Source organism: Haloechinothrix salitolerans (genome assembly GCF_042662605.1).
Lineage (GTDB): Bacteria > Actinomycetota > Actinomycetes > Mycobacteriales > Pseudonocardiaceae > Haloechinothrix_A > Haloechinothrix_A salitolerans.
Genome location: NZ_JBHSXX010000001.1, coordinates 1,598,416 through 1,622,123, shown reverse-complemented (window position 1 = coordinate 1,622,123; position 23,708 = coordinate 1,598,416). Strand labels below are relative to the sequence as shown.

The following is a 23,708-nucleotide window of genomic DNA, read 5'->3' as shown; positions in this document are numbered from 1 at the left end:
CCACCACCGTGCCGCCTCTCTCGCATACCAAGAGGAGGGCCGAACCATGAGCCGATCCATCAAACGCAGGCAGCGCGACCCCGGCCAGCACGCCGCCGCTATCGCCGGAGCCGTCGACACGGCGTGGAACAAATCCAACCACTCCGGCCGTCGCGACGTGGCCCTATCCGTCGTGGCAGCGCTGTCCCTGGTGTCGCAGCGCGACTCACACGGCCCGGACCTGGCCGAGCAACTTCAAGCGCAAACCGCGCACGACTTCACCGGTACCGTGCAATCGATCTACACCGCGCTGGTCAACGCACGCCCAGACCTGACCCACCTCGTCTATCCACTCATGGCGTGGGTCTTCGACGAACCGGATCGAACTCTGCAAAACGCCGCCAAACGCACCGCCGACGCCGCGCTCGGTGAAGGCCAACTCGAGCTGACCGGTACCCACGATCGCTACGACACCGACCTGCTAGGCGTCCTTCTCACTCTGCTCAAAACTCACACCGCGGGTCGAGCGAACGCACAGATCTACACCCCCACACCGGTGGCTGACCTGATGGCCCAGATGACGCCACCCGAGGAAAACACCGCTGTCTACGACCCCGCAGTCGGCACCGGCGGGCTGTTCCGCGCGGCGGCCCAGGCCATGCGCACACAGCACCGCGACCCCGCGACCGTGTCCTGGTACGGCGCCGACATCGACGACCTCGCCATCGCGTCGTGCGCCGTCAACAGCCTGCTGTGGGGCCTGGGTCCGCGCATCCTCTTGTGCGTGGCCAACACGCTCGCCGAAGGAGACTGGGCAACCCGGGCCGAAGCCCAGCGAGCCGAGGTTCTGCAGCTCACCAAGACCATCCGCCGCGACAAGCTGATGATCAACGCCATACGCACCGCCCAGAAACTCACCGAGGCGGCCGCTGATGACGACAGCACACAACGACCAGACTAATCGGCTTCCGAACTGGAGGTGCTTATTCAGCGCCCTAGGTTGAGCGACGACCAAGCACGTGGTCGGCGGCTAGTCGAAGGCGTGGATGATCGCTTTCATGATTGCGCGAATGCCCGTCCAGTCCATTCCATCAGGACCCTTCGAACGGGCATCCTGCACCTTCCTGCGAAACGTTTCCTGAACTCGCTTTTTGTCCGGATCAAGCAGTGAGCCGTGGTATCGGCGCACCTTCGGTTTGAAGCTTCTCCACTGAACGGGTGCAAGGCTTCCATCGAGGGTGAGGACGTCAACTCCGAGGTACATCTCCAGCGAGCCAGCTCTGCCGTTGACATTCGCGTTCACGGTCTCGGCCGAGTACGGTCCCAAGGTTGGGTAGTCTTCCAGCAGCTCGAGGTCCGGATAGTGGAGGACTCTGCACGTCGCTGGTAGAACACGGCTGGACTTCAATTCCCCAAGACCTTCGTAGGCTGCCGCGTCGTTGTCCGCGAGGGCGACGAACCTGTTAGCGACGCCCGCAGCGACGAACGCCCTGACGGTGTTGCGCAGGGCCCCGACCCCACCCTCGGGCCGGTTCTGGCTACCGAAGTCGAGGAAGTTGACCATGCCCACGAGATGGGGATGGGTCACTTCTAGTGCCAGCGACAGCAGTTCGGAGTCAGTTGTCCCCTCTGTGAGAACGATGAGCGGGGCGTCGGCTGCAAGTTTCGCCCGCTGGTCGGTGCGGCCCCGCTCGGCTATAGGTTCCGTCGGATCCAGTTCGACGCAACACCCAGTGAGCTCGGACAGGTCGAGAAAGATCTCGGTGCTGTTCGGCACCATGTCGAGGATAACCCGAAGCATGGCCCTAGCGTCCAAGTCAAGGTAAACGTCTGAAGGCTCCTGAATCTCGAGATATGCGAACCATGACGGGCGGTCGAAGTCATCTTTTGGGACGTCAAGAATCTCTCGATACGTATCGAGGAGGTCGTCCGAGTTGCGCGGCCCTGGATCGTCCGGGCCAACTTTCTGCCGCCACTCACCAACGGCGGCATCGATCTGTCTTCGTGCATGAGTCGCCGTGAAGCCTTGTAGTTGCAGGCGATCGCGTGTTAGGGCAGCCGTTGACCGGTAACCGTACTCCTCGCCGTCGTGGTGCCGGTCGGCCTCGGTGAACAGCGCGGCGAGGACAGAGTCGTACGAATCCCTGCTCCAGAACATCTGAGCCCGGCCGATGTGAAGGCGTGAGTGATGCCCCATATCACCAGGATCCCACCCGTGTCGACCTTCCGCCGCACCAGAACAGAAGTTGGCGAATTCCATCGGCTGAGCATGCCGTCTTTGTCGCGGTGAGAGCTGGCTGCCACAAGGCAGTGGACGCTGCGGCGTAGTGTGCCTAGTCGCTGCCGTGGGCTGCAGTTTGAGGGCTACTTGCGGCGAGACGGGCTATCAGGTGCTCATGTCCGCGCCGGCGCCGCAAGTATGTCCTCACGGACAAGGGCCGTCAGCAGCTCGGTGGCATGATTCGCGCCGCCCAAAAGGATGCCCGCTTCCGCAAGCTCAACTTCGGCAAGGCAACGGCGTTTCGTCTCACTCGGATCGGAGCGACGCCATGATGACCGGAAGCGTGCTCGCGCTGCTCGGCCTCGCGGTCCTGGCCACGGTGGTCTACGCGCTCGGCGTCCGCGCAATTGCGCTGCTCTACCCCCGCGATGACCCTAGGCGCGAGGAGATCATCGCCGAGCGGTACGCGGTGCCACGCAAGGAGCGTCTGTTCTGGATCTTCGAGCAGTTCGAGACTGCCTGGATCGACGGACGTGACGCCCGGGCCGAGGCTCGATCGAGGGCACGTAAGGAGGCCAAGGCTTCCGCGCCGGACGAGGAGTCGCAGCGCGACAAGCCGGTCACTGGTCACGGCGAAGAGGCGCTGCTCCCGACGCCTGATGCCGATGGATCGGAAGACCTGGAGAATGAGGTCCGCCCGCTTTCGCACTCACGCACGTACGAGGACATCGTGCAATCCAGGGAGCGACTGGGACGTCCTCACGACGTAAGTCAGACCGACGCGCTATTCCGAACGACCACCGCCAAGAACTCCGCCGAGGAGAAGAAACGACAGCGCTTCCTGGCCCACGCCGCTCAGATCCTGGTCGGCGACAAGGTCGATGTTTCCGACAATGTCGGCCGAGCAACGATCGTCGGGCACGTGCAGTCCGGCAAGACGCTTGGGTATGTGAGGGCACGACGCGATTCTGGCAACGGTTCGGCGAAGCCCGACGCCGAACCGAGCTGATTCACTTCAGTCGCGACTCGGTCAAGGCCATGTAACCACCGTGCGGTCAAGTGCACCACCGCAGCCTGACGTAGAAGGTTCTGGTGGTGGCGGACAGTGTGTCGTCGTCTTATTCACGCGAGCTCGAAACTCGCCGAAGTACTGCTTCGCGTGCCTCTTGAACGATTCTTGGTCATCCCACGAAGTAGCGCTACCTCATGCGAGCGGCCCGCTTCCAGCAACATCCGCGCGGCGAAGACCGCGATCACGGCGGATCCGGGCTGATCGAAAGTGTCCGTCACCGCCTGCACATTGGAGCGGTCACCACCGTAGGCCAGCAGCGCGCGTGCAGCGTGGGCTCCCCGTAGTCCCAAGGTCGGAACCCCCAAGCTCCTCGCCCAATTGGTAGTACGCCTCTGCGGCCTCAACAACCTTGTGAGCGGAGTTGACGTCGGGTAGAAGATCATCGGCAGTGAGGACGATGCTTGGCCGCAACAGGTCGTTTCGGCGTAGCGGAGCGCCCTTCTTCGTGCCGTGCGGGACCGATCGTCGCGCTCGCCTTCGCTCACGTCAATCCACGCGGTCCCCGGCTGCTAGAGCTGCGGCGCGTTCTTCCAGTGTTTCGTCACCATGCTTCCTGCCGGCGTACCGCATAGCAGATTCTCCCAATTCGCCGAAGCCATCCGAGCTGACCATCGGAACCGTCCCGTAACTGACAGCCAGTCGGCCAAACCGTGGGTGGTGAGGACCGCGAACTGGAGCAGTACGCTGAGTGCGTTCGTGGCGTGGTGCGAGTGGATGGCTATCCTGCCGGTCGGAGTCAGCGTTACAATTCCCGCGTAGGCAGGCGGCTTTTGCGCCTTGTCCTGGTGTGCAAAGCCGTGGCGGACCTTCACCATGGCGTCCAGGAACGAGGAAGCATCAATTCCTTTATAGCTCGTGGTTCCGACTCGCCATGCGCTCCCCGTTCCAAGCTCCGTGGGGGCAACGCCCACGCTCAAATCCCAATCCGGTGTGGGGTCGTAACGGAAGAAGGTCCAGTAAAGCTTGCGCAGGTTGTAGGGGCTCGGGGTCTGAACCATTCCTCTCCTGCCGTCGATTTCGTACCACGGCGACGGTGGCGTGGCTTGCGGATCGAGCGGCTGAGCGGTGAGAGCGAGATCCTCATTGAACGCCTCCAGCGCTCCAACCGCGGCTACAACGACGGCCCGGTTGAGCGAGGAGTGCGGCCTGCCCGGTTGTCCTCCACCAGGCTTGCCCTGGGCCCGACGTGCGGTAGTGGTCTGCTGTAGTCGTTGCTGGATCACTTCATTGATCCGCTGCGCATCGCCCAGATAATCGATCATGCGGTCGAGTGGGCTCTGGAGGGGGTGCAAGGCCATGTCGTACCTCTCCACGATGTTGGGCCTGCACACTTCGCCAGGCGGGCGGTCAGCAGCCTAGCTGCAGAGGCCGCTGAAATCCGGAGACTGACTCGGCGCGCGTGGCATAGTCTCCTGTGATGACTCCAGCTGGACGCGACTACTCGTGGCTACCTGAGCATCAGTTCCATGCCGCGTACACCCTTGCCCACGTTGACGCGCTCATCGCGCGCGCTGGCGAAGTACTCCACGACTACCTGGAGCCAGGACCGTTCACGCTGGAGAACATTGTTGACGGCCAGGTTGCCAACGTGCAGGTGAAAGCTGTCGCGCCGCTGCCAGCTGCCGCTGCTCGGTACGCAGCGGACGCGATGACCCAATTGCGGTCCGCAATTGAGCACACGATCTTCGCTGAGATCGAGTACCTACTCGGCCGGGCACTCGCCGAGGGCGAGGCACGAGCAATCGAGATGCCTGCGGTGGTCAGCGAGAAGAAGTTCGTCGAGTGGCTGAACCATCGGCGTCGCCGCGATATCCCACCTTTGCGGGACGGTGAGCCGCTGGTGCGCCGCCTACGTCTACTTCAGCCTTATCAGCGGACGGATGTTGACAATCATCCGATGCGTGTGCTGGCCGAGCACACCAATCTGGCGAAGCACCGAACCCCGGTCGTGGCGGCAGTACGTCTCGGACAGGTCAAACTCGACGCGCCAGACCCGGCGGTGACAATTATGGGGGGCGGGCCGGTACGAGTTGGGCACATTATCGCGACCGTGCCAATCGGCAAGCAGGTGCCTGCGACGATCTGGCCTGAAGTGTCGATTCAGCGGCCCCATACCGAAACCTGGCATATTGTGATGAAGGAGTTGGGGGCTCTGGAAGAGTGGGCTCGCACGACGGCGATCCCGTATCTGGTCGCCGGGACTCGGGACGTTAGCCCGCTGCCGCCCGGTCTGGATATCACAGTCGGACACGACAATGTTCGCGCGGCGTTGTCTGCGGCTTCTGGGAAGTCGGCTTTGAAGCGGTCGGAGTGGCGAATTCAGGCCGCGGCCGCCCGCCAGGGCCTCACGGAGACTCTTGCGTTACATCCTGAACGGGTTGAAGCGCCCCGGCGTGTCGGGAGGGTTAGTGTGTTGGGGCTGTTTCGGGATTTAACGTCGCGTGGCGTTGATGGTAGGCCTCCTCTGTTTCTGCGGGGGTGAGGTCGTCGCAGGCGCCGTGAAGGCGCCGGTGGTTGTACCAGTCCACGTATTCCAATGTGGCCAGTTCGACCTGGCTGAGTCCGCGCCAGGGGCCGTGGTTGTCGATGAGTTCGGTCTTGTATAGCCCGATGGTGGTTTCGGCGAGCGCGTTGTCGAGGGCGTCGCCGACGCTGCCGACCGAGGGCCGTGCCCCGGCGTCGGCGAGGCGGTTGGTGAACGCGATCGACGTATATTGACTACCCGCGTCGCTGTGCAGGATCAGCCCATCCCCTAACTGGCCGTGGCATTCCCGGTGCCACAGCGCCATTTCCAGGGCATCCAGCACCAGGCTGGTGCGCATGCGGGTCGAGGCCTGCCAGCCGATGATCTTGCGGGAGAACACATCAACCACGAAGGCGACATACACCGTGCCGCCGTGGGTGGCCACGTAGGTGAAGTCCGCGACCCAACGAGTGTTGGGTGCCGCGGCGGTGAAGTCACGCCGCAGCAGGTCTGCGGCCCGCTGCGCACTCTGATCAGACACGGTGGTGCGCGGTGTGCGGCGCCCGCGCCGGGCGCCTTCGAGCCCGAGGTCATGCATGAGCCGCTCAACCGTGCACCGGGCCACCGTGATTCCCTCGCGGTTGAGCATCAGCCAGACCTTGCGCGCACCGTAGACGCCGTAGTTCTGCGCATGCACTCGTGTGATCTCGGGAATGAGCTGTTCATCGGTCTGCTGGCGCCTGCTCGGGCCCCGCTTGCGGGCCTCGTAGTAGGTCGATGGGGCGATCGGAATCCCATGCTCGGACAACACGCGACAGATCGGCTCGACACCCCACCGCAGCTGCGACTCGAGTCCCACCGCGTCCTTGTGGGTCTCGATGAACCTCACCAGCGTGTCGAGGGCCGGTCGAGCTCGGCCGCGAAAAAAGCCGACGCCGACCGCAGAATCTCGTTAGCCCGCTTCAGCTCGCGGTTCTCGGCCCGCAGCCGCTTGAGCTCGGCCGATTCCTCACTCGTCGTCCCCGGACGCTGCCCAGCGTCGATCTCGGCCTGACGACACCACTTACGCAGCGTCTCGGTGCTACCGATGCCCAGCTTCGTCGCGACCGCGCCCATCGCGGCCCACTCGGTGTCATAGTTCCCGCGCGATTCGGCCACCAGCCGCACCGCGCGCTCACGCAACTCCTGCGGATAGCTCGACCGACGTGCCATGACTCCATCCTCCTCACAAGACGAAGCCTCCAGACACGCCGGGGCGGGTCAGGTTGATCCTGCGGTGATTCGGGCGTGGTTGGACGGGCTCGATGATGACGCGGTGATGACCGCCGCGGCCCGTTTGCAGACCAACGACGTGTGGCGACTTGATCGTGATGTGCGGGAAATGCTTGCTGAGGCGTTGGCGGCGGGCGGACGGTCATGAGCCTGCTGTCCTGACGAGCGCTAGTGTGCAGGTTGAGCAAGTCGGACCAGGAACGTCGCGGGAAGCTGAGCGGCCAGATCGATCAGCGCGGTGTTACGGCGCAGCCTCGCTTGGATGTCCAGCCGGTTCAACCGTCGCATGAGTTGCCGGGCACTGATCGGGCGGCCGGGTGCGACTCCCGGCAGGAGCCAGGTCAGCTCCATCCTGCGGCCCACGACAGCGCGTCCGCGACGACGGCCGACCAGGTCCAGCACAAGCGCGTCCCGCAGCGGCGGGGCAGCACGAGGGGTTTGCTTTGCTGCCCAGGCGCGGAGTTCGACACCCCGGTCAGTTGTCCGCTGGGTGAGCTGGGCGAGGGTCAGGGTGGCGATTCGGGCGAGCGGCTGGGCGTAGAGCAGCAGGAGCAGGCCGGCGACGCAATCCAGGTCCGTGCGCTCGCATGCGCCATGCAGTGCAGCTAGCCGTTATCCCGACGGCCAGCGCCTGCTCACAAGTCAGTCATGCATCTGATGCAATTCCACGGGCTTTACTTGCACAGAACGCGCCGCCAGTAATCCCTCGCCACCCTGTGACCTGCGTGCATCAGATCAGTGACTCTATCGTCTGATCGAATAATGGGGGATGGTGGCGGAGAGTCACTTGTAGGCGGCGAATAGCCGCACGTTCGGTTGGTGGCCAGGTGGGAAGCGGGCTCGGCTCAGCGGCAGGTGGTCAACTCGTCTGGCCGATGACAACCTCGTGGATGAAGCCGATGGCTGATTCGACCCGGATGCGAATCGCAGACAGTTCAGTGATCGAGAACTTCCCGGCGTGGCCATGAGTGCCGTCGTTGAACGTGCGGAACAGTTTCAGAACGTTCTCCACGTTGGCGGCGGCGATGTTGGTGAGTTCTTCCATCCCCAGTCCTTGCCTGATCGGCTGGGCAACGGCGGCGAACAGCCAGGCCCGCTATGCGGCCACCGCGCAGCAAGTAGCTGACCTTCGCGCGGCGGGTGACAGCGCCGCTGCGCGTCCGCTCGCAGTTGGGGTCGTCGCGCTCAACCGCGGCATCGGGCGCCGACTGGTCCAACATTGCCACGACGACCTCGCGGGCGCTGGTGCAGAAGTGCCGTGCGGCATCTGGGTTGTTCGGGCTGAGCGAGTACAGGGCGCCGACCCATCGACTGACGAGGTCGTCACCGAAGGCCCTCAGCTCCGAGACCATGCTGGGCGCACTCAGCTCCTCCTCCGAGAGATCGGACGCTGGGTCTCCGTCTCCGTCCAGGGCGTTGGCGACGTAGAGGCTGTTGGCCACCTCGTCGCTGGCCAGGTCCATGAATCGCTGGTCGAGATCCGAAGCGGTACCTGACCTGACCTGCGCATCAGCAGCCTGGAAGGTCTGGACGAACGAGGCCGACGAGCTGCGGTACGTCGTGTAGGCCGGGCTCGTCGTGGGCCGCGAGTTCAGTCGTTGTAACTCTTGCCGAAGCCGTCGCCGGTCGCTCTCGACCCGGCGGTTGTGGGCTCGAGCGCGCGTGTTGTATACCCGGACCTCGCGGTTGCGGTCGTTGACGGCCTTCTTCACGTCGGCGTTGTACTTGCGTGCCGCCCGGTTGTAGTCGTCAACGGCTCGCTGCAGTTTCCGCACCGCCGCCTTTGCCTGTGACGGGGTCACTCTCCTCACCATTCACCGAGTATGCCGCTTGCCACCGACAACCCGACTCGAACACGCCCGCAACTCATCGTCGATGCTACGACCTCGGCTTGGCAGCGGTCTCTCCGCAGAAATGGTGTCCGGTCCGGCGGCTTCAGTGAGTGGGTTCTGTCGAAGCGGCCCGGCGAAGGGCACCGCGAACGCGTTCAGGTGCGCTCTCACCTGATCACCCGCCGCGCAGTGCAGACATTCCAACCCGTCGAACGCTCTTAGCACGAATCGGCGGCGAGGTATACCTCGGGTCTGGGGACATGGGTCACGCTTGTCCTATGGTGGCACCTCGTCGGCTGGCCGCACGGAGCCGAGGCCAAGTTGACGGATCGAGGAGGCGCTCTGGTGGCAGGTTCTAACTCAGGCAGCGGCATGCAACCGTCGACCCTTGTAGCGCGGGCGGACGAGGTGATTGCGGAACTGGTTGCCGCCTACGACGCTGTCGTCGCCGCCGAACAGGCGTCGGCGCTGCAGGAGAACGTCGGACGGCTCCGCTGCATGTACGGCTGGTGGGCCTGGATCAACCGCAGCAGCAAACTCCTGCTCGCTGCGGCTGCGGCCGGGCTGGAACACGAGGCGGCGCCGAACGTGCGCTCCATCCTTGAGCACACGCTGGCCCTGCTGTGGGTCTGCGACGAGGGGAACACAGCGCTCGACGCGATCGAAGCGGCCTGGAAGGTCCGGCAGGGCGAACTCTATGACGAGTTGATTGCGGCGGGCTGGCCGGTCCCGGACGACGTCACCCGGGCCGACACGGTCGAGCACCCGAGGATGCGGACAATCTTGAAGATTCACCGACTGTTCGTCGCTTACGACGCGCACTACCTCTACATCCCATACCGGATGCTCTCGACTCACGTGCATCCCAGTGCCAAAGGTGCCACAGGCTATCTCACCGATGATGGGCTGTCCGCGCAGCCGACCCGGCCCGGTAACGACCGGGTGCTGGTGGCGCTGTGCCTGATGTGGGCCGCCGAGGCCATGAACACCGTATTCGCCGGTGACCAACTGAGCGCCGCGATCAGCCGTGTGGAAGAGATTCTGGAGACGCGAGTTGAGCGCCCGCAACCGTCGAAGACATAGGCCAAGCCGCGCTCACTGGTCCGGTCACCGACCACGTCAATGATTGAATCACGGTCACGGCTCCGATCGAGGATGCCGCCTCCGCCGTGGCTGCGGACAAGCAAGTTCGTAGGCCGGGCTCTCTAGCGCGCGCAGGTTCGGCCACGATGTAGCCGACGACTCTCAGTAACAAGACCTTTCATCCAAATGAAAGGTTCTGTCGTCCATTTAAATAATAATGGTCAAAATGGCGGCCGAGAACCGTGTTCGTAGGTAGCGAGTTTTTCCGGACTTACCGCTGGATGCCCAGCGCACCTAAAGTGGCGTAGTTTCAAACACCCGTCGTGGGAGCCGCCTGTCGGTTACATTAGCTATGCTCGCTACGGGCAGTCCGGCACTCGCCAGCCGCGACATTCACGATAGCTGCGTGGTTCCGAGCCGACGGCGGATGGCATGGACGGCGTCGATGACCCTGCGGCCCTGCTCTGGATGGTCGGCGTACGGCAGCAGCAGCTCGACAGAGCGCTCTCCACCGGTAATCGTCAGCACCCTCGTGATCACCCGCAGTGCCTCGTTCTCGGAGAAGCGACGCCGCTGCGGTCGCAGGCTGGACATGTCGCCCAGGCGGCCGAGGGCCTTCTCGGCGACATCCTGCAGTTCCTCACGGAACAGGTGCATCAGGCGCACGATACCGACTTCGTCGCCGCCGCCGCGCCAGGCTACGTCAAGCAGGCCACCTAAAGGGTCAACCGCAGCGATCAGGAGCGCCCCTGACAAGCGCGTCCACAATGGCGCGCACCGCTCCCGCATCTCGTCTAGCGAGAGGTCGGCGTTGTGTGTCCAGAACACGATCTCGCCTACACAACGCCACGCGTCCGCACACTCTCCCTTGACGCTGACAAGCATCTCGGGCGGCCGGTCACGAAACCTCGCGCATCCCTGCAGCGAGATCAGGAAGCACTCCACGGCCACATCCAAAAAGACGTTGCTGAGGGTCGCATTCCCCACTCGGTGCTCGAAGGCGACAAGCGCTGCGTGGTCACCCGAGCCGATCAGTTCTCGCAGGATCGTACCGGTAAAGAGACCTTCCTGGTCGCTTCGCGCAGCCATGACGCGCAACCGGATCCCCTGCTGAGGCGTCAACGCATCGATCGCCTCAGTGAACGGCGCGCCGATGACACCCTCGATCTGGTTGGTCAGCACTGTGTGCGCGTCCTCCCACGCCTCCGGATCCGTCGGCCGGGAGAGGATCCCTTCGATCTGTCGATGGACGTCCTCCACAGAGTATGGCTCCTCGATCGCACCGTAGCTGTGCAGGGCATCCACCAATGCGGTCGAGAGCATGACGTTTCCGGGTCGCAAGGTGTCGAGCACGTCGAGCAACGCTTCCTGCGCGTCTGCTGTAATGAAATGCCGAATATGTTGCGCCATTTCCAGCGCCGCGAGGCGCACGTGATAGGCGCCGGTGTCCCAGCAGCGTGTCACCAGGCCCGGCGCCAACCGCGCGGCATCATGGCTGCCGGATACCTGCACAAGGAGGCACAGAAAGTACGACACGCAGTAGCTGGTCGGCTCAAGGGAGTCCAGCAGGCGCGCGACATGTGGTTGCGGACATCCGTGCCGCCTCTGGAAGTTTCGCGCCACCTGCTCAGAGTGGCAACCGCTGAGCAATTCCGCCGCCGCTACCGAGGGCGGACCACCGGAGAACGGAACACAAACCGGTGACGCTCGCAGCGTAGCCATGGCACTTGCATTGTTGGTCTCGTTCACGTGTCCTCGCTGCAACGCCGAATCTGTCTCGCGCAGCACAGCGACGACCTCGTCGAGGAATAGGCCGTCGTGCACCACGTGACCGATAGATGTCACGAGGCCTCGCTCGCGCTCTACGAGCATCCGGTCGTCGCTGACACGGACGCGGAACATGTCGACCACGTCGATTTTGTTCGAGCGCAGCACGTCGACGTGGTCGCGGAGAACTCGGCGGCCTTCCTCGTCGGCAGCAGACTGCACAAACACTCCGAACTCTCCGCGTAACGCGGCGCAGATCACCGCGCCGTCATGGAGGCGCGAGAGCACGCCGCGGAGCCGGTCACGGTCCGACTCGATATCCAGGGCGAACGAGGCGAGGCCGCGGTTCCGCGGACGGTTCAGCTCCTCCGCCAGGGAGGCCGCATCCTCGCAGGACACCACTAAGGCCTCAGCCGAGAGGAAGACACCGAACTGCTCGTGGCTGAAGTACAACCTGCCGTCTCGAATCTGCACCAACGGACAGCCGACGGCTTCATCGACGGTGGACACCGGCTCACCCGCTACGGTGAGCGCACGAACCGCGAGTCGCTCGGCCTCCCCACGGCCGAGCGACATCGTGACCCGGGAGCTCATCTCCGTGGCCCAGCGGCGAAGAACGTCTCGGACGCGTGTGGCCGACGAGGACGCTGAGAGGCGCTCCCGGAGGTATGCGTCGTACACCTCGGCTCGTCCGGACAACCGATGCACACTAGCCAGCTGGGCGGCTAGCGAGACATCGAGTGCTGTCGCGAACGCATGGTCGATGCCGCCGTGACCGGGTGCGCCGTGAACCTCCTGTAGACGTCGACGCTGCTCGTCGGTCAGCGCCTGGACGACGATCAGTCGTCCAGCCAGCGGATCGGGCACCGCGAGCGTTTGCTGACACACCAGCACGACACCGATACGGTGGAGTTGGCTCATGGTGCTCAGCTCTGCCACCAGTTGGTTGCGGAAACCCACGTCGCATTCGTTGACACCATCGACGACGACCACCGCTGGCATCCCGGCCGCCTCAGCACCACGCAGCAGTTCCTCGGCGCGGCAGTCGATATGGCACCCGACAGCGGTGTCCAGCTGGCGACTGAGGTCACCGCGATACAGCAAGCCTTCCAGCAGAATCGGCACACACCCGGACCGCGCCCAGGTGGCGACAGCGTGCTTGACCAGGTGACTCTTTCCGCAGCCCGACGGCCCGACGAGTTGCGTCCGTGATCGGACCTCGACGACGTCCGGCAGTACCGCTTCCTGCGGCTCCTCCTGGTCGACTTGCAGCGTCAGCGGAATGAGGCCGGGCTCGGTGATAGTGAATCGCCCGAGGCTCCGCAAGTAGGCGTCGATCTGCTCGGCGCTCGCTGCTGCAGGTTTCGGGCCGTAGACGGCCAGGCCGTAGTAGTGCTCGCGGACGCGGGCAGCTTCGGGTTGGTACAGCATGCCACGCAGCTTGGCCGCGTCCCAACGGTCGATCTCAATCCCAAAACGCGCCGCCATGCGGGCCTTCCAGCGACCCCACCAGCGGTCTGTCGGAGCGTCCATGCTGGACGGCATACACAGGATCCACCGGCTCAGCCGATGGCCTTTGCGCTCAGCCGCAGTGCTAGCAGCGCGGAAGGAAGCACGGATCTGCTGCTGATGACTGGACTTGGTGGCTGGGTAGAAGAACTTGCACTGGCACACCTGAACGTCCCCGTCCAGCTCGCCGACGATCACGTCGATCCCCCAGTCACCGGGGTTTGCCTCGATTCGACGAGCGTCCGGGTAGGTGCAACGCCACAGATCGGTGACCATATCCTCGAAGTCCTCGCGAGCCCCCACACGCCCACGACGCGACATGTGCACGGAGAACTCGATGGGCGCGTGCGCCGCCATGGCGACCTCGGCGTCGTCCATCATGTTCGTCCTTTTCGTGTCGTCTGCAATTCAATGATGGCACGCCACCTCGACGACACTGGCGGCTCGCTTCGAGTCATCTCGTTGTGCGTGCAGGCACTAGCCGCGTTTGTCAGGATTTGCATGAAGATCGTCGCATCGCGGAACGCCGTCAACCATCTCTTGCGGCCCTGCTAGCGGGGATGGACGACGCGGTCGTCGGCGTAGTCAAGAAGTCCTGCAACTCCTGGCGTGACAGGTCTCCAACTTCAAGGTGACCCTCGTAGGCGGCGGTATGGCGGGCTACGTTGAACTCGGGACGCTTCACAGGCCTTCGCCGCGCTGCATCAACGACAACACCCTGCCGTGTCAAGAACTGGCCTACTCGGGCATCCTGGTCACATTCCACGGATCACGCCGCTCTTGATCGGAATGTAGAACTACGATGTTCATCTACCGCTCATCCACACCCATTGACCACTTCCACGGACTGACCCCATTCCATGAGTGGGTCGCTCCTGGTCACGCGCCAGCTCGCCCGGCATGGGCGCTGTCGTGATCGTGAACGAGGAGCCAGACTTCCAGCCGTTGTCTCAACGGGACACCCGACTACCGCAGGATGTTCTGTTCGACGGGATACCTGAGCATTTGATGAGTCCCCTGACCGAGTGGGTTACCAACTATCTCCACGGGGCAACAAAGCTGGTTCAGCGCGTTGCCCTCCGGATGCGTCTGCCATTGGAGACGCTGGAGGCCCATCAACTCGTCGACGCCGTCATCACCCGTGATCCCCAGGAACTTCTCGACCTTGTCGACATGACGATCCACCTTGATCTACGACTACGTTGGGACCTGGATGTCCTGGGGATGGAGGAGAACCTCAACGAGGCTAGCCTTGCGGACTGGATCCCTGAGTGGAAGTGGCCCAAGGGCAGCCGCACCGAAGCGCTGGAGCAACTGGGCGAACTGCTGGCCGATGCTGGCTCGGCGTTCCAGATCAACTGGCGGGAGCGGTGCCTTAACCGTCGTGTCGATATCACGGTTGCTGCAGCCGCCGAGCGGGCCATGACCGGTCTGCCGGGCCAGCATCTGCGGGCGGCCTGGAAGGCGACCTACGGGCGGCATCCCGACCCAGCCAAGGCATACGATGAGGCTATCCGCGCGGTCGAGGCTGCCGCGATCCCGGTCGTGCTGCCGAATGGCACCCGGGAAACCCTTGGCAAGGTCCGCAGCCATCTTCGCGACGCCCAGGATAAGTGGGAACTCGTGATCGAGGGCACCAACGGCGGGGACGCCGCACCGCTCGTGGCCATGATCGAACTGCTGTGGTTCGGGCACGTGGCCCGGCATGCCGGTGGGCCCGGCTTCCGACCGCAGCGCCAAGACGAAGCGCAGATGGCAATTCATCTGGCATCTACGCTCGTGCAGTGGTTCACCGCCGACGCAGTCCGGCGCCGAACTCAAGGTGACTCGGGTCAAGGAACCGAGACGGCTGATGCGGGGCCCGACGATGCTTGAGGTTGTTTGGCACCTGCGATAAGACGCGGGCGGCGATTGTGGATCGCAAGCCCCTGTATCTGCCTGGGTTCGGCGTGCAGTGAACTTATGCCCTGGAACCGATAATGATCACGGGCCGACTTGCCCACCAGCGTAGTCGTGTCCCCGCAAGGGCACCTGCGAAGCCCCCTGCGGGCTGCCGTTGGGTGTGGCTGGATTTGGGACGTCGTGGCCAGTGAAGACACGCGACACGCGACAAACCGGCATCCCAGTTGCTGTCAGACAGTAGGATGGGAGGCGGCAGCTGCGCCTGCCTGATCCGAGTGTCGATCGCCCACGCCGATTGGCACGACGAGGACGAAGGTTCCCCGAATCGCGCCGATCGGACGCAGTGGTCATGTCTGCCGAGCCCTGCGAGACGGGCGTGGGGCGTTTCGCGACAGGGAGTGCACAATGACCAGGGATCGTCGGCGCAAGGCTGCCGTCCGCAAGCTGCAGGATCTGACTGGATCCACCTACTCGGCGTCGCTGCGCAAGTACAACGAACTGCCGAGCTTCGAGCAGGTTCTGGATAACCAGCCGCAGCTGACTTTCTTCGGCTTCGGGGTGTTCTATGACCGCCGTGAGTCTGCTGCGGAACGGCAACGGGAATTCCTCGTTGAGCGGGCCGAATTGCTCCAGCAGGAGGCTCACGTCACGAAGATCCGCGACTGGCTGCTGCAGAACATCGCCCCGATCAAGACACCGCGCCAGGGGAGTTACGGGGTCAAGCATGTCGTCGAACGGGCGATGGGCACGTATGTGTCGAACGGGGAATTGATCGCGGCCGCGTTGATGGCCGACTACCCGATGGCCCGCCCGCATGGCAATGTCGATCTCGGAATGAGCCAGCGGGACCTGGATCGGGCAAGGGAGGGCTAGTCGATCTGAGATCGACGGACCCGGCGCCTCCCGGCGCACCAGATGCGTTGCCCTCCGATGCGGCACAACTCGGGACAGTTGAACCCGTGACGGTGCCGGTCAGATCCACTATCTGTTTGAATAATGGACGGTTTGCTGGCGCACTGCAGATACTCGAACCGTTCGAATCCTTCCCGTCGCGCCCAGTCGGCCGTCGGGAGCGGCCTCGCAGGTCCATCCGTCTGAAGCGGTCTGCGAGGGGTCAAGGCGTTCATGTGCCGCGCCGTACCGGAACGTCCTGCTATGCCGATGAGCGCGCAGCGTCCAACTGACAAGTCATATGCCACGTGGGAACGTCGCTGGCGCTGGCGTAGAGCGCGCTGCCCATTGCCGGCGACTCCGGGTCAGATTCTCGATCGCCTGCTTCGCTCTCAGCTCGTCCATCCACTCTCATGTCGGCGGGCCGCGCTAACGTGCCTGCCGTGCGAAAGACGACTCATGCAGGCAACGAGGCGAACACCAGAGACCAGCAGCCGCTGGCCGCGGGAGTCAAACGCCCGTGAACAGGCTGACGTTCGCCGAGTTCAAGGAGCGCCTTGCCCATCACGTTCGGCTGCGAACGCGCGTGCTCGACCTGCAGCGCCGGGCCTCCGTCTTCTCGCAGCGCGGGGAAACAGACTCGCTCGGACGTATCTATGTGATCAACCTCGACCGACGGCCCGATCGATGGCGGCGGGTACGGCGCGAGCTTGATCGCTTCCGTTGTCGGCACGGTGACCGACTGACAGTGCTGACCCGCAGGATCTCGGCCGTCGATGCCCGGTACATGACCTCTGCGTCCGACCCGGCCGTGCTTCGTCCGGCCTACACCTTGGCCGACCAGCTCACCGTTGAGCCGAACCCGCTACTGAAGATCGACGACACCGCTCGCGCGCATGAGATTGCGATGACTCGAGAAGAGATCGCGGTGGCGCTCTCACACATCGAGACCTGGCGCCGTGTCGTCACCGGCGACGACACGACGGCACTGATCCTGGAAGACGACGTCGTCATGACGTCCGGTTTCGCTCGGCGGCTCAAAGCGACATGGACTGCACTTCAAGACCCGAGTGGAAGCCCCGACTTCGATTTGTTGTACCTCGCCTACAAGGATGTGAGCACGGAAACAACCAGGCCGGGCGCTGACCCAGTCCACAGGCGAGAACCTGGTGTCTGGGAAGCTGCGGCGTACGTCCTTACCAAGGCGGGCGCGCAGAAGCTCCTCGACCGATTGCCTGCGTTCGGGCCGATCGATCTATGGCTCAACCTGCAGTTCACAACGCTCAAGACGTTCACTGCCGGACGACGACTAATCGAGCAGCGTATCGATGAACCGTCAATCAACTCGTACTCGGTGCTGCCAGCGCTATCCCGAGTGGGCGTCATCACCAAGGAGAAGGCACTACTCCCGTCATCGCACAGGCTACGTGGCCCTGTGATCGGGCTGGGGGCTGCCCACTCCGGCCTAACGTCGCTTGCCAGAGCGCTTTCGATGGTCGGCTACACCTGCTTGAGTGATCTCGATCGTATGCCTGCAGACGAGCTCGGTATGCTCCAACGCGGTGAGCGTGGGCGGTTGTTCAACGCCTACGTAAACATCGGCTCCCTCAACGACAAGTCGATTCGCGGAATCGCTGCGGCTAACCCGCACGCCCTGTTCGTCCTGACCACGCTTGATCACGTGCCGGGCAAGCTCCCCGCCAGCCGAGTCCTGCACCTGGACCGAACCGTCGCGGACAAGTGGAACAGCCTGAGTGAGTTCCTCGGGATTGACTACCCGCCGTTCCTTTACCCTGAAGCGGAGGACATCGGGAAGAGAAGCATCGCGTCGCGGTTGCCTCTCGACAAACCACTACCAGCAACCGACCTAAAATTCGATACATCGCCGTGGATTCTGCCACGACGGCTACTCAACTGGCAGGGCATTCAAATCCAGTCTGATCAGTCGTCTGGCAGTGCGACCTCGATCAAGTGGTCCGCAGGTAAGCCACTCGATGACGACGAAACCTGGAAGCTCCGCGACGACACGTTCCCGAGTAACCTTGCACTATTCTCTCCTAGGAACGTCACGGCTCACATCGACGGACTTGCGTTGGCCATGCGACGCGAGAGCACACCGGTCCGCGAGTTCACGGCGGCAGCCATCGCCAGCCGCACGAACTACCTCTACGGATCGTTCGCAGCCGAATTCCGACCGTCGAGCGTGCCCGGGCTCATCACCGGGCTGTTTCTGCATCGCAATGGGCCACGCCAAGAGATCGACATCGAGTTTCTCGGGAACGACACGACTAAGATGCTCGTCAACGTTTTCTACAATCCGGGGCACGACGGCACCAAGCTCGAGTACGGCTATCGCGGCACGCCGACGGAGATCGCATTGGGCTTCGACGCCGCTGCGGACTTCCACACCTACGAGATCGACTGGCGGCCAAACCGCATCGCCTGGAAGGTCGACGGGGAGACGGTCTACGAGCGGACGCTCTGGAACCCCACTCCGATTCCCGATCAGCCGCTCGAGTTCAACCTCAACCTTTGGCACTCCCGCTCGACTGAGTTCGCAGGCCATCTTGACACCTACTCTCTACCCACGCGTACCGAAGTTCGCTCGATCGTGATCACGACATCGAGCAGCTAAACCTTCCGCAAACCCGTGTCCGAGCACGAGCACCGCCAACGCCTCACGGCCTTCAGGACCCACCGCACCGAGTGTTCGCGGCATCCATCCCGTTTCGCCATCTAGCGAACATCTGCTTCTGCCACGACTTCTCGTTGGTTGCGTGCGGGCCGAGGCTCGGGGTCATGGCGACTTTGACGAGCGAACGCCGGAAGCGCAATAAACGATATTGATCGGTTGTGGTTGGCGGCGGCCGCGGTTCCCGGCCGAATGCGACGACCGCGATCGGTGCCGCAGCGGGCCGGTTCAAAGGACAAATTTCCCGGCAGATGAAGACGGTGGCTGAAGTCACCCAATCAGGTGCCCTTCGCCGTGCCGATCGCTGTCGCGGGGCGCGACGACAGGTTCGGTCGTATCCTGCCTGGTGCAGCGGATCTGCCGGATTATCCAAATCTGCAAAAGCATCATCAGATGAAACTAAGGGGCATTTCAGAACACGCTGACGTGCACGTGGTCGTAGTGGCATCCGGTCAGGTTGGCGTTGTTGGGGCATCCGTAGACGGTGGAGCGGTAGGTGGTCCAGCGAGGGTCGCTGGCTGACCAGTACCTGCCCTGGTAGATGAGGTAGGCGGTGGCGTATCGGGCTTGGTGTTCGATCAGCCAGCTCGCGATCCGCCAGCCCTCGGCGACCGACGCCGGGTTGTGGGGGTCGACGAAGATGTCGCAGGCCCGTCCTTGCGGGTGATCGCTGTGGGGGTTGGGGCGGCGACCGAAGCAGACGATGCCGTCGCCGGTGAGACCACGCTGCTGCAGGGCGCGGACGACGGCATGTGTCCGCGGTGTGATCCGCTCCCGCCCGCTGGTTGTGGGATCGGGGACGGTGGCTTGTTCGGGCGGCCAGTCGAGCCGGATATCGCCGGGGTGCGCAGCTGGTGCGGCACGGTAGGTGTCGGCCTGCGCGAGGACGGCATCGACGTAGTCATCGCTGTGGTTATAGGCGAACAGCGCTCGCCGGAGTTCTCCGTCCGTGCCGAGGGCGTCGCAGATATAGAACCCAGCAGCGTGGATGGCGTCGTGGGGGTTGTACCGCGAGGGCGGGTTGCTGCCGCCGGGCGGAATGGGATGTCGCGCCACCACCGAGTCGAATGTGGAGCGGAGGAACTGCATCGGCCCGCCCGCGTGAGCTTCGTTTTCTCCCTTGTGGACGCCCGGGAGCGTGGATCGACCATGGTCGGTCTCGATCTTGCCGACGGCTGCGAGGATGCTCCAGTCCAGGCCGGGGCAGCTGGTGGCGGCCTGCCTGTACAGGGCGAGGTAGTGGGAGGGGATGTCGTCCAGAGCGGCCCGGCTGGGTTGACTGGTGTTCGTGGAACCAGTTCCGTCGAGGTAGGTGGAGACGGTCCCGGATACCGCAGCGGCGACCAGCACGATCACGACGATGACAGCGCCGAGGACCGTGGCGGCGAGCTTGGCATGCATGGATCACCCCGAGGGTTTCCAGGTCAGGTCGTGGTGGGCGAAGGGCGGCATCGGTGCCGGCGGGCTGAGCCGGGGCACCGTGCTGGTGTCGGTCGAGACGGCTGACGTCGCGGTGCCAGTGGTGGGTTCGCCCAGATGTGGCCACGCGGTGTGCGAGTCGATCAGTCGACACCGTCCTGCGTCGCGGTGCGGGAGGGGCAACCACAGCTCGGCCGAGGCGGTGCCTGCCCGATTCAGCTGCTCGGCCGTAGTGGTGGCGATCGGCAGGTCATGCGGGCGGGAATGCGTGCGGAGGTGTTGGGCCAGCTGACGCCGAGCGTGGGCCTCGCGCCGACCGGTGGTGAACACCGCCAGCAGCGGGGTGATGATGCGGGTTGTGGTGGCGAGGTCGAAGTAGCCAGGCAGTTTGGCCACGAACCGGGAGAGCTGGTAGCTCCCGGTGTCCCATTCGATGAAGAACTCAAGCTCGTGGTCGGTTTCGCGCCAGCGGCCGTAGCCGTCGGGTCGTACGAGATCACCGAAGTGGCGCGCGCAGCGGGTTTCGGACCACCATGCGGTCACGGCGCGGTCGGTGTGAGTACGGGCGTCGGCGATGAGTCCGGTGAATAGGCTGTTGAGTCCGTGCAGGTGCGCCAGGCGTGCGGAGTAGGCGATGCCGATGGAGCGCTCGGCCCGGAAGCGGAGCTCGCGAGGGTCGATGCCGTCTTCATGTGCGAGCAGGTGTGCACCGGTGGTGTCGAGCACGTAGAACATCGGCGCCCGGCCGCGGCCGATGTAGGGCTGGAAGCGATCTACCACGCGCCACCGGAAGAGCCGCTGGAGCCGGTGGTTCGCCGCCCGTCGACTGGGGAAGGCGAGTTGGGTGATCTGTGTGGAGGTCAGGGTGCGGTGTTCGGCGAGCAACCGGGCGATCCACCGATCGCGGCTGGTCAGGTGCGCGGCGACGGTGGCCAGGTGCTCGGCCGAGGCGGCCAGGCGTGTGCTGGCGCGGGCGGGAATCGGTGCGCGCAGGTCGCGCTGGGGCGTGTTCGGATTCAACATGAACGACTCCCTCGACGGAACGGAAACGGGAGGCAGCCCAACCCGGGTGGTCGGCGTGGCCTGTTAGGCGGCGGTGCGGCGGGGGTCCGCGCTGGTGGCCTGCGATGCCGCGGGTTTGCGCCTCGGCTCGGTCGTGGTCGGCAGTGCTCGGGTGTGGCGTGTGGCGGCGTTGCGCACCAGGCGGGCTCGGCCCCGGATCGCCGGGGGTAACGGCTGCGTGGCAATGGTGAACGGTGGGGTTTCTTCCCCATTGACGACCAGCCGGACGGTGGCGTGGAAGGCGCCGAGGTGGCAGAGATCGTGCTCACTGATCCTGGGTGCGGTGTGACGCGCCAGCTCGCGGGCGTCCTCGGGGCCGACGCCGAGGTAGATCTTCGATCGCGCGTTGGACGAGATGCCTTCTTTCAAGTCCTTGTCGAGCTGTCTGAGGTTCTGATGGGCCAATGTCATCGACAGCCGGTAGGCGCGGCTCTCCGCGAGCATGTCTTCCATGGCGTGCGGCAGGTGGAGGAAGTTGTGCGCCTCGTCGACGTAGAGTGCCGCGTCGCGTCGTTCGCGTTGTGGGATCGCGGCGCGGGCGGTGGTGGCCTGCCAGACTCGGGCGACGACGAGGGAGCCGAGTAGCCGTGTGGTGTCCTCACCCAGGCTGCCTTTGGGGAGGCGCACCAGGCACAGCCCGCCGTCGAGCACGGTTCTCATGTCCACTGTGGAGGGACCAGCTGCGAGGGCTTTGACCACGAAGGGCCGCAGGAGTAGCGCCCGGAGCTTGTTGAGCAGGGGCGCGATCACGCGTGCCCGTTCGGGATCGCTGAGCTGGTCGTACCAGTCCCAGAATCCCCGCAACGTGGCATCGTTGTGGACCTTGTCGCGGTGTCGGGTGCGGGTGGCTGGGTCGGTGAGCAGCTGCGGGAGGGTCGCCAGTGTGGGCGATTCGGAGGCGGCCCGCAGGGTCAGGCACCCGGCCCGCAGGATGTCCTCGGTGCGCGGTCCCCACGCGGAGGAGAACACCCTGCTGAACACGGAGACGAGGTTGTCCACGGCGGCTTCTTTCGGCCCCTCCAGCGGGTTCAGGCAGGGCGTGGGCCCGGTCGAGTCGGCGTCGAAGAGCACCACCTTCTCGGCGGCGTGCTTGGGCAGCCGCTGCATCACGTCGGTGACCAGGTCGCCCTTGGGGTCGACAACAATCGCGCCCCGGCCGTGTTCGGCATCGGCCAGGATCATCCGCGCCAGGATCGTCGACTTCCCTGCCCCGGTGCTGCCGAGCAGGTGGAGGTGGTGGCGGGCATCGGAGACCTGCAGCCCGACGGGCCTGGCATGACCGGTGTCGGAGATCCCGATCGGACGGATCAACTCGCCCTCGGTCGGGATGTGCGGTGGAGGCGGCACGGCCTTGGCACCGGCACGAGCGAGTCCGGGCGTGGCGTCGTCGGTGGGCACATGGGCGACGGCGGCGAGCTCGGGAACCGACAGGAGGTCTCCGCGCTGGAGGTGGCGCCGACTCATCGCCCGCTCGGGCTCGCGGAGGCGTCGGCGCCGATAGTGGTTGTGCTCGGTGAAGGTGGAGAACGCGCTGGCGATGCCGTGCGCCCGGCCCCGGAGCTGGTCACGCACGCGGGCCACCTGCTCGGGTGGTGTCTGGGCGGGCACGCTGGCCGATACCGCGTAGCGAATGAGGGTCTCCCATTGGGAGCCGCGCTGCTTGGCCACGATGGCACGGTTCTGCGCCTGATACTCCAGCGAGGTTTGCGGGTCCAGCCGCGGCTGCCGATCCGACGTCGACGGTGTCGGTGTTGGACCCGGTGTGACCAGGTCCAGCAGCCTGCCGACCGGTCGGGTCGAGCCGCCCGCGCGCAGATGTCCGGCGGCGCGGCGGGCGTGAGTGGCGCGGCGACCGGTCACCGGGCGGGCGAGCACTTGCACGCACGCCGTCTCATGGACGCCGAGCCCGGTCGGTGCGCCCACCAGCGCGCGGATGGGGTCGGCCTCGAAACCCGATCGGATGGGCAGCGTCTCAGAGCGAGCGAGTCGCAACACTCCCCCGGTGACCAGCTGGCGACGGCTCACGTCGACCTCAACCGGTATCGGCGCGCTGGCCTGCTCCGTGCGGGTGCGTGCCCCGGGCCAGGCGGACTCGACCGCGCGCTCGACCACGCCAGGCGGAACCGTGCCCGGCACCCACAGCCTGATCCGTACGCCGTTGTGATCGAACACGTACTCCCACGCGAGATGCGGCTGCCCTCTGGCGAGCCGGCTCCACGGGGGGCGCAGCAGAAGGCCGACCAAGTTCGACCACACCGCGGGTGCGCCCTCGGGGTCGACGGTCGGTGGAGCCAGGATGGTCACCACGCGGGCGTGGTTGTGCAGCCGGTCCTGGCAGCGATTCGACCACCAGCGCCGCACCACGATGAGGCCGCCGATCGCGGTCAGCACGATCGGGCCCCAGAAGCGCATTGCGGGCCAGGCGGCGTCCAACCAAGAGCTGACGGCACTCCATGGATCGGTGAGCAGCTCGCCAAGGGGACTATCCACAATGGATTTCTTCTGTATTGGCACGAGCGGGAACCTCCTCAGACGCGGAGGCG

17 protein-coding genes and 1 pseudogene are annotated in these 23,708 nt (G+C 64.6%); 8 read left to right on the top strand and 10 right to left on the bottom strand.

What is annotated here, in order from left to right; translation table 11 throughout:
* Window positions 1–46: 46 nt before the first annotated feature.
* Window positions 47–940, top strand: coding sequence for an N-6 DNA methylase (locus ACFQGD_RS07525; protein ID WP_345401285.1), 894 nt, complete (start codon window positions 47–49; stop codon window positions 938–940).
* Window positions 941–1,009: 69 nt separating this feature from the next.
* Here ACFQGD_RS07525 and ACFQGD_RS07520 read toward each other — a convergent pair whose 3' ends face one another.
* The gene (locus ACFQGD_RS07520) at window positions 1,010–2,239 is read right to left on the bottom strand and encodes a HEPN/Toprim-associated domain-containing protein (protein ID WP_345401282.1); all 1,230 of its coding nucleotides are present in this window, start codon (window positions 2,237–2,239) and stop codon (window positions 1,010–1,012) included.
* Window positions 2,240–2,528: 289 nt separating this feature from the next.
* Here ACFQGD_RS07520 and ACFQGD_RS07515 point away from each other — a divergent pair, with 289 nt between their 5' ends.
* Window positions 2,529–3,209, top strand: coding sequence for a hypothetical protein (locus tag ACFQGD_RS07515; protein ID WP_345401279.1), 681 nt, complete (start codon window positions 2,529–2,531; stop codon window positions 3,207–3,209).
* Window positions 3,210–3,781: 572 nt separating this feature from the next.
* Here ACFQGD_RS07515 and ACFQGD_RS07510 read toward each other — a convergent pair.
* On the bottom strand, window positions 3,782–4,534 hold the full coding sequence (locus ACFQGD_RS07510) for a hypothetical protein (protein WP_345401276.1): 753 nt from the start codon (window positions 4,532–4,534) through the stop codon (window positions 3,782–3,784).
* A 155-nt stretch (window positions 4,535–4,689) separates the two neighbouring features.
* Here ACFQGD_RS07510 and ACFQGD_RS07505 point away from each other — a divergent pair, with 155 nt between their 5' ends.
* On the top strand, window positions 4,690–5,754 hold the full coding sequence (locus ACFQGD_RS07505) for a hypothetical protein (protein WP_345401273.1): 1,065 nt from the start codon (window positions 4,690–4,692) through the stop codon (window positions 5,752–5,754).
* Here ACFQGD_RS07505 and ACFQGD_RS07500 read toward each other — a convergent pair.
* A protein-coding gene (locus ACFQGD_RS07500; protein WP_345398866.1) for an IS3 family transposase occupies window positions 5,678–6,948 on the bottom strand; the annotation gives its coding sequence in 2 pieces (ribosomal slippage) (window positions 5,678–6,666 and window positions 6,666–6,948; 1,272 coding nt in all). The two genes, ACFQGD_RS07505 and ACFQGD_RS07500, sit on opposite strands and share 77 nt — an antisense overlap.
* A gap of 351 nt (window positions 6,949–7,299) precedes the next feature.
* Between ACFQGD_RS07500 and ACFQGD_RS07495 the strand changes: the two genes are divergently transcribed.
* Entirely contained in the window at window positions 7,300–7,617 is a 318-nt protein-coding gene (locus tag ACFQGD_RS07495) for a hypothetical protein (protein WP_390221025.1), read from the top strand.
* A 250-nt stretch (window positions 7,618–7,867) separates the two neighbouring features.
* Here the strand turns inward: ACFQGD_RS07495 and ACFQGD_RS07490 are convergent, their stop codons facing one another.
* Window positions 7,868–8,059: a pPIWI-associating nuclease domain-containing protein gene (locus tag ACFQGD_RS07490; RefSeq protein ID WP_345390344.1), complete on the bottom strand. Its 192-nt coding sequence runs from the start codon at window positions 8,057–8,059 to the stop codon at window positions 7,868–7,870.
* A gap of 76 nt (window positions 8,060–8,135) precedes the next feature.
* Window positions 8,136–8,360: pseudogene (locus ACFQGD_RS07485) on the bottom strand (pPIWI-associating nuclease domain-containing protein); the annotation flags it as partial.
* Window positions 8,361–9,161: 801 nt separating this feature from the next.
* On the opposite strand from ACFQGD_RS07485, the gene ACFQGD_RS07480 reads away from it, so the two are divergent.
* On the top strand, window positions 9,162–9,923 hold the full coding sequence (locus tag ACFQGD_RS07480; protein WP_345390326.1) for a DUF5677 domain-containing protein: 762 nt from the start codon (window positions 9,162–9,164) through the stop codon (window positions 9,921–9,923).
* 393 nt (window positions 9,924–10,316) lie between these two features.
* On the opposite strand, the gene ACFQGD_RS07475 is transcribed toward ACFQGD_RS07480, so the two are convergent.
* Window positions 10,317–13,580, bottom strand: coding sequence for an NACHT domain-containing protein (locus tag ACFQGD_RS07475; protein ID WP_345390324.1), 3,264 nt, complete (start codon window positions 13,578–13,580; stop codon window positions 10,317–10,319).
* Window positions 13,581–14,099: 519 nt separating this feature from the next.
* On the opposite strand from ACFQGD_RS07475, the gene ACFQGD_RS07470 reads away from it, so the two are divergent.
* Together ACFQGD_RS07470 and ACFQGD_RS07465 are read left to right on the top strand one after the other, a co-directional pair.
* Window positions 14,100–15,074, top strand: coding sequence for a hypothetical protein (locus tag ACFQGD_RS07470; RefSeq protein WP_390183384.1), 975 nt, complete (start codon window positions 14,100–14,102; stop codon window positions 15,072–15,074).
* Window positions 15,075–15,506: 432 nt separating this feature from the next.
* Window positions 15,507–15,974: a hypothetical protein gene (locus ACFQGD_RS07465; RefSeq protein ID WP_345390319.1), complete on the top strand. Its 468-nt coding sequence runs from the start codon at window positions 15,507–15,509 to the stop codon at window positions 15,972–15,974.
* A gap of 475 nt (window positions 15,975–16,449) precedes the next feature.
* On the opposite strand, the gene ACFQGD_RS07460 is transcribed toward ACFQGD_RS07465, so the two are convergent.
* Window positions 16,450–16,725 (bottom strand): hypothetical protein, encoded by a 276-nt coding sequence (locus tag ACFQGD_RS07460; protein WP_390221158.1) that lies wholly within the window; start codon window positions 16,723–16,725, stop codon window positions 16,450–16,452.
* Here ACFQGD_RS07460 and ACFQGD_RS07455 point away from each other — a divergent pair.
* Window positions 16,651–18,627 (top strand): family 16 glycosylhydrolase, encoded by a 1,977-nt coding sequence (locus ACFQGD_RS07455; protein WP_390221142.1) that lies wholly within the window; start codon window positions 16,651–16,653, stop codon window positions 18,625–18,627. The genes ACFQGD_RS07460 and ACFQGD_RS07455 overlap by 75 nt on opposite strands.
* Window positions 18,628–19,095: 468 nt before the next feature.
* Here ACFQGD_RS07455 and ACFQGD_RS07450 read toward each other — a convergent pair whose 3' ends face one another.
* From ACFQGD_RS07450 to ACFQGD_RS07440, 3 genes are all read right to left on the bottom strand, one after another.
* Window positions 19,096–20,085 (bottom strand): lytic transglycosylase domain-containing protein, encoded by a 990-nt coding sequence (locus ACFQGD_RS07450; protein ID WP_345390314.1) that lies wholly within the window; start codon window positions 20,083–20,085, stop codon window positions 19,096–19,098.
* 3 nt (window positions 20,086–20,088) lie between these two features.
* Entirely contained in the window at window positions 20,089–21,126 is a 1,038-nt protein-coding gene (locus ACFQGD_RS07445; RefSeq protein WP_345390311.1) for a replication-relaxation family protein, read from the bottom strand.
* A 63-nt stretch (window positions 21,127–21,189) separates the two neighbouring features.
* Entirely contained in the window at window positions 21,190–23,679 is a 2,490-nt protein-coding gene (locus ACFQGD_RS07440; RefSeq protein WP_390183383.1) for a type IV secretory system conjugative DNA transfer family protein, read from the bottom strand.
* Window positions 23,680–23,708 lie beyond the last annotated feature (29 nt).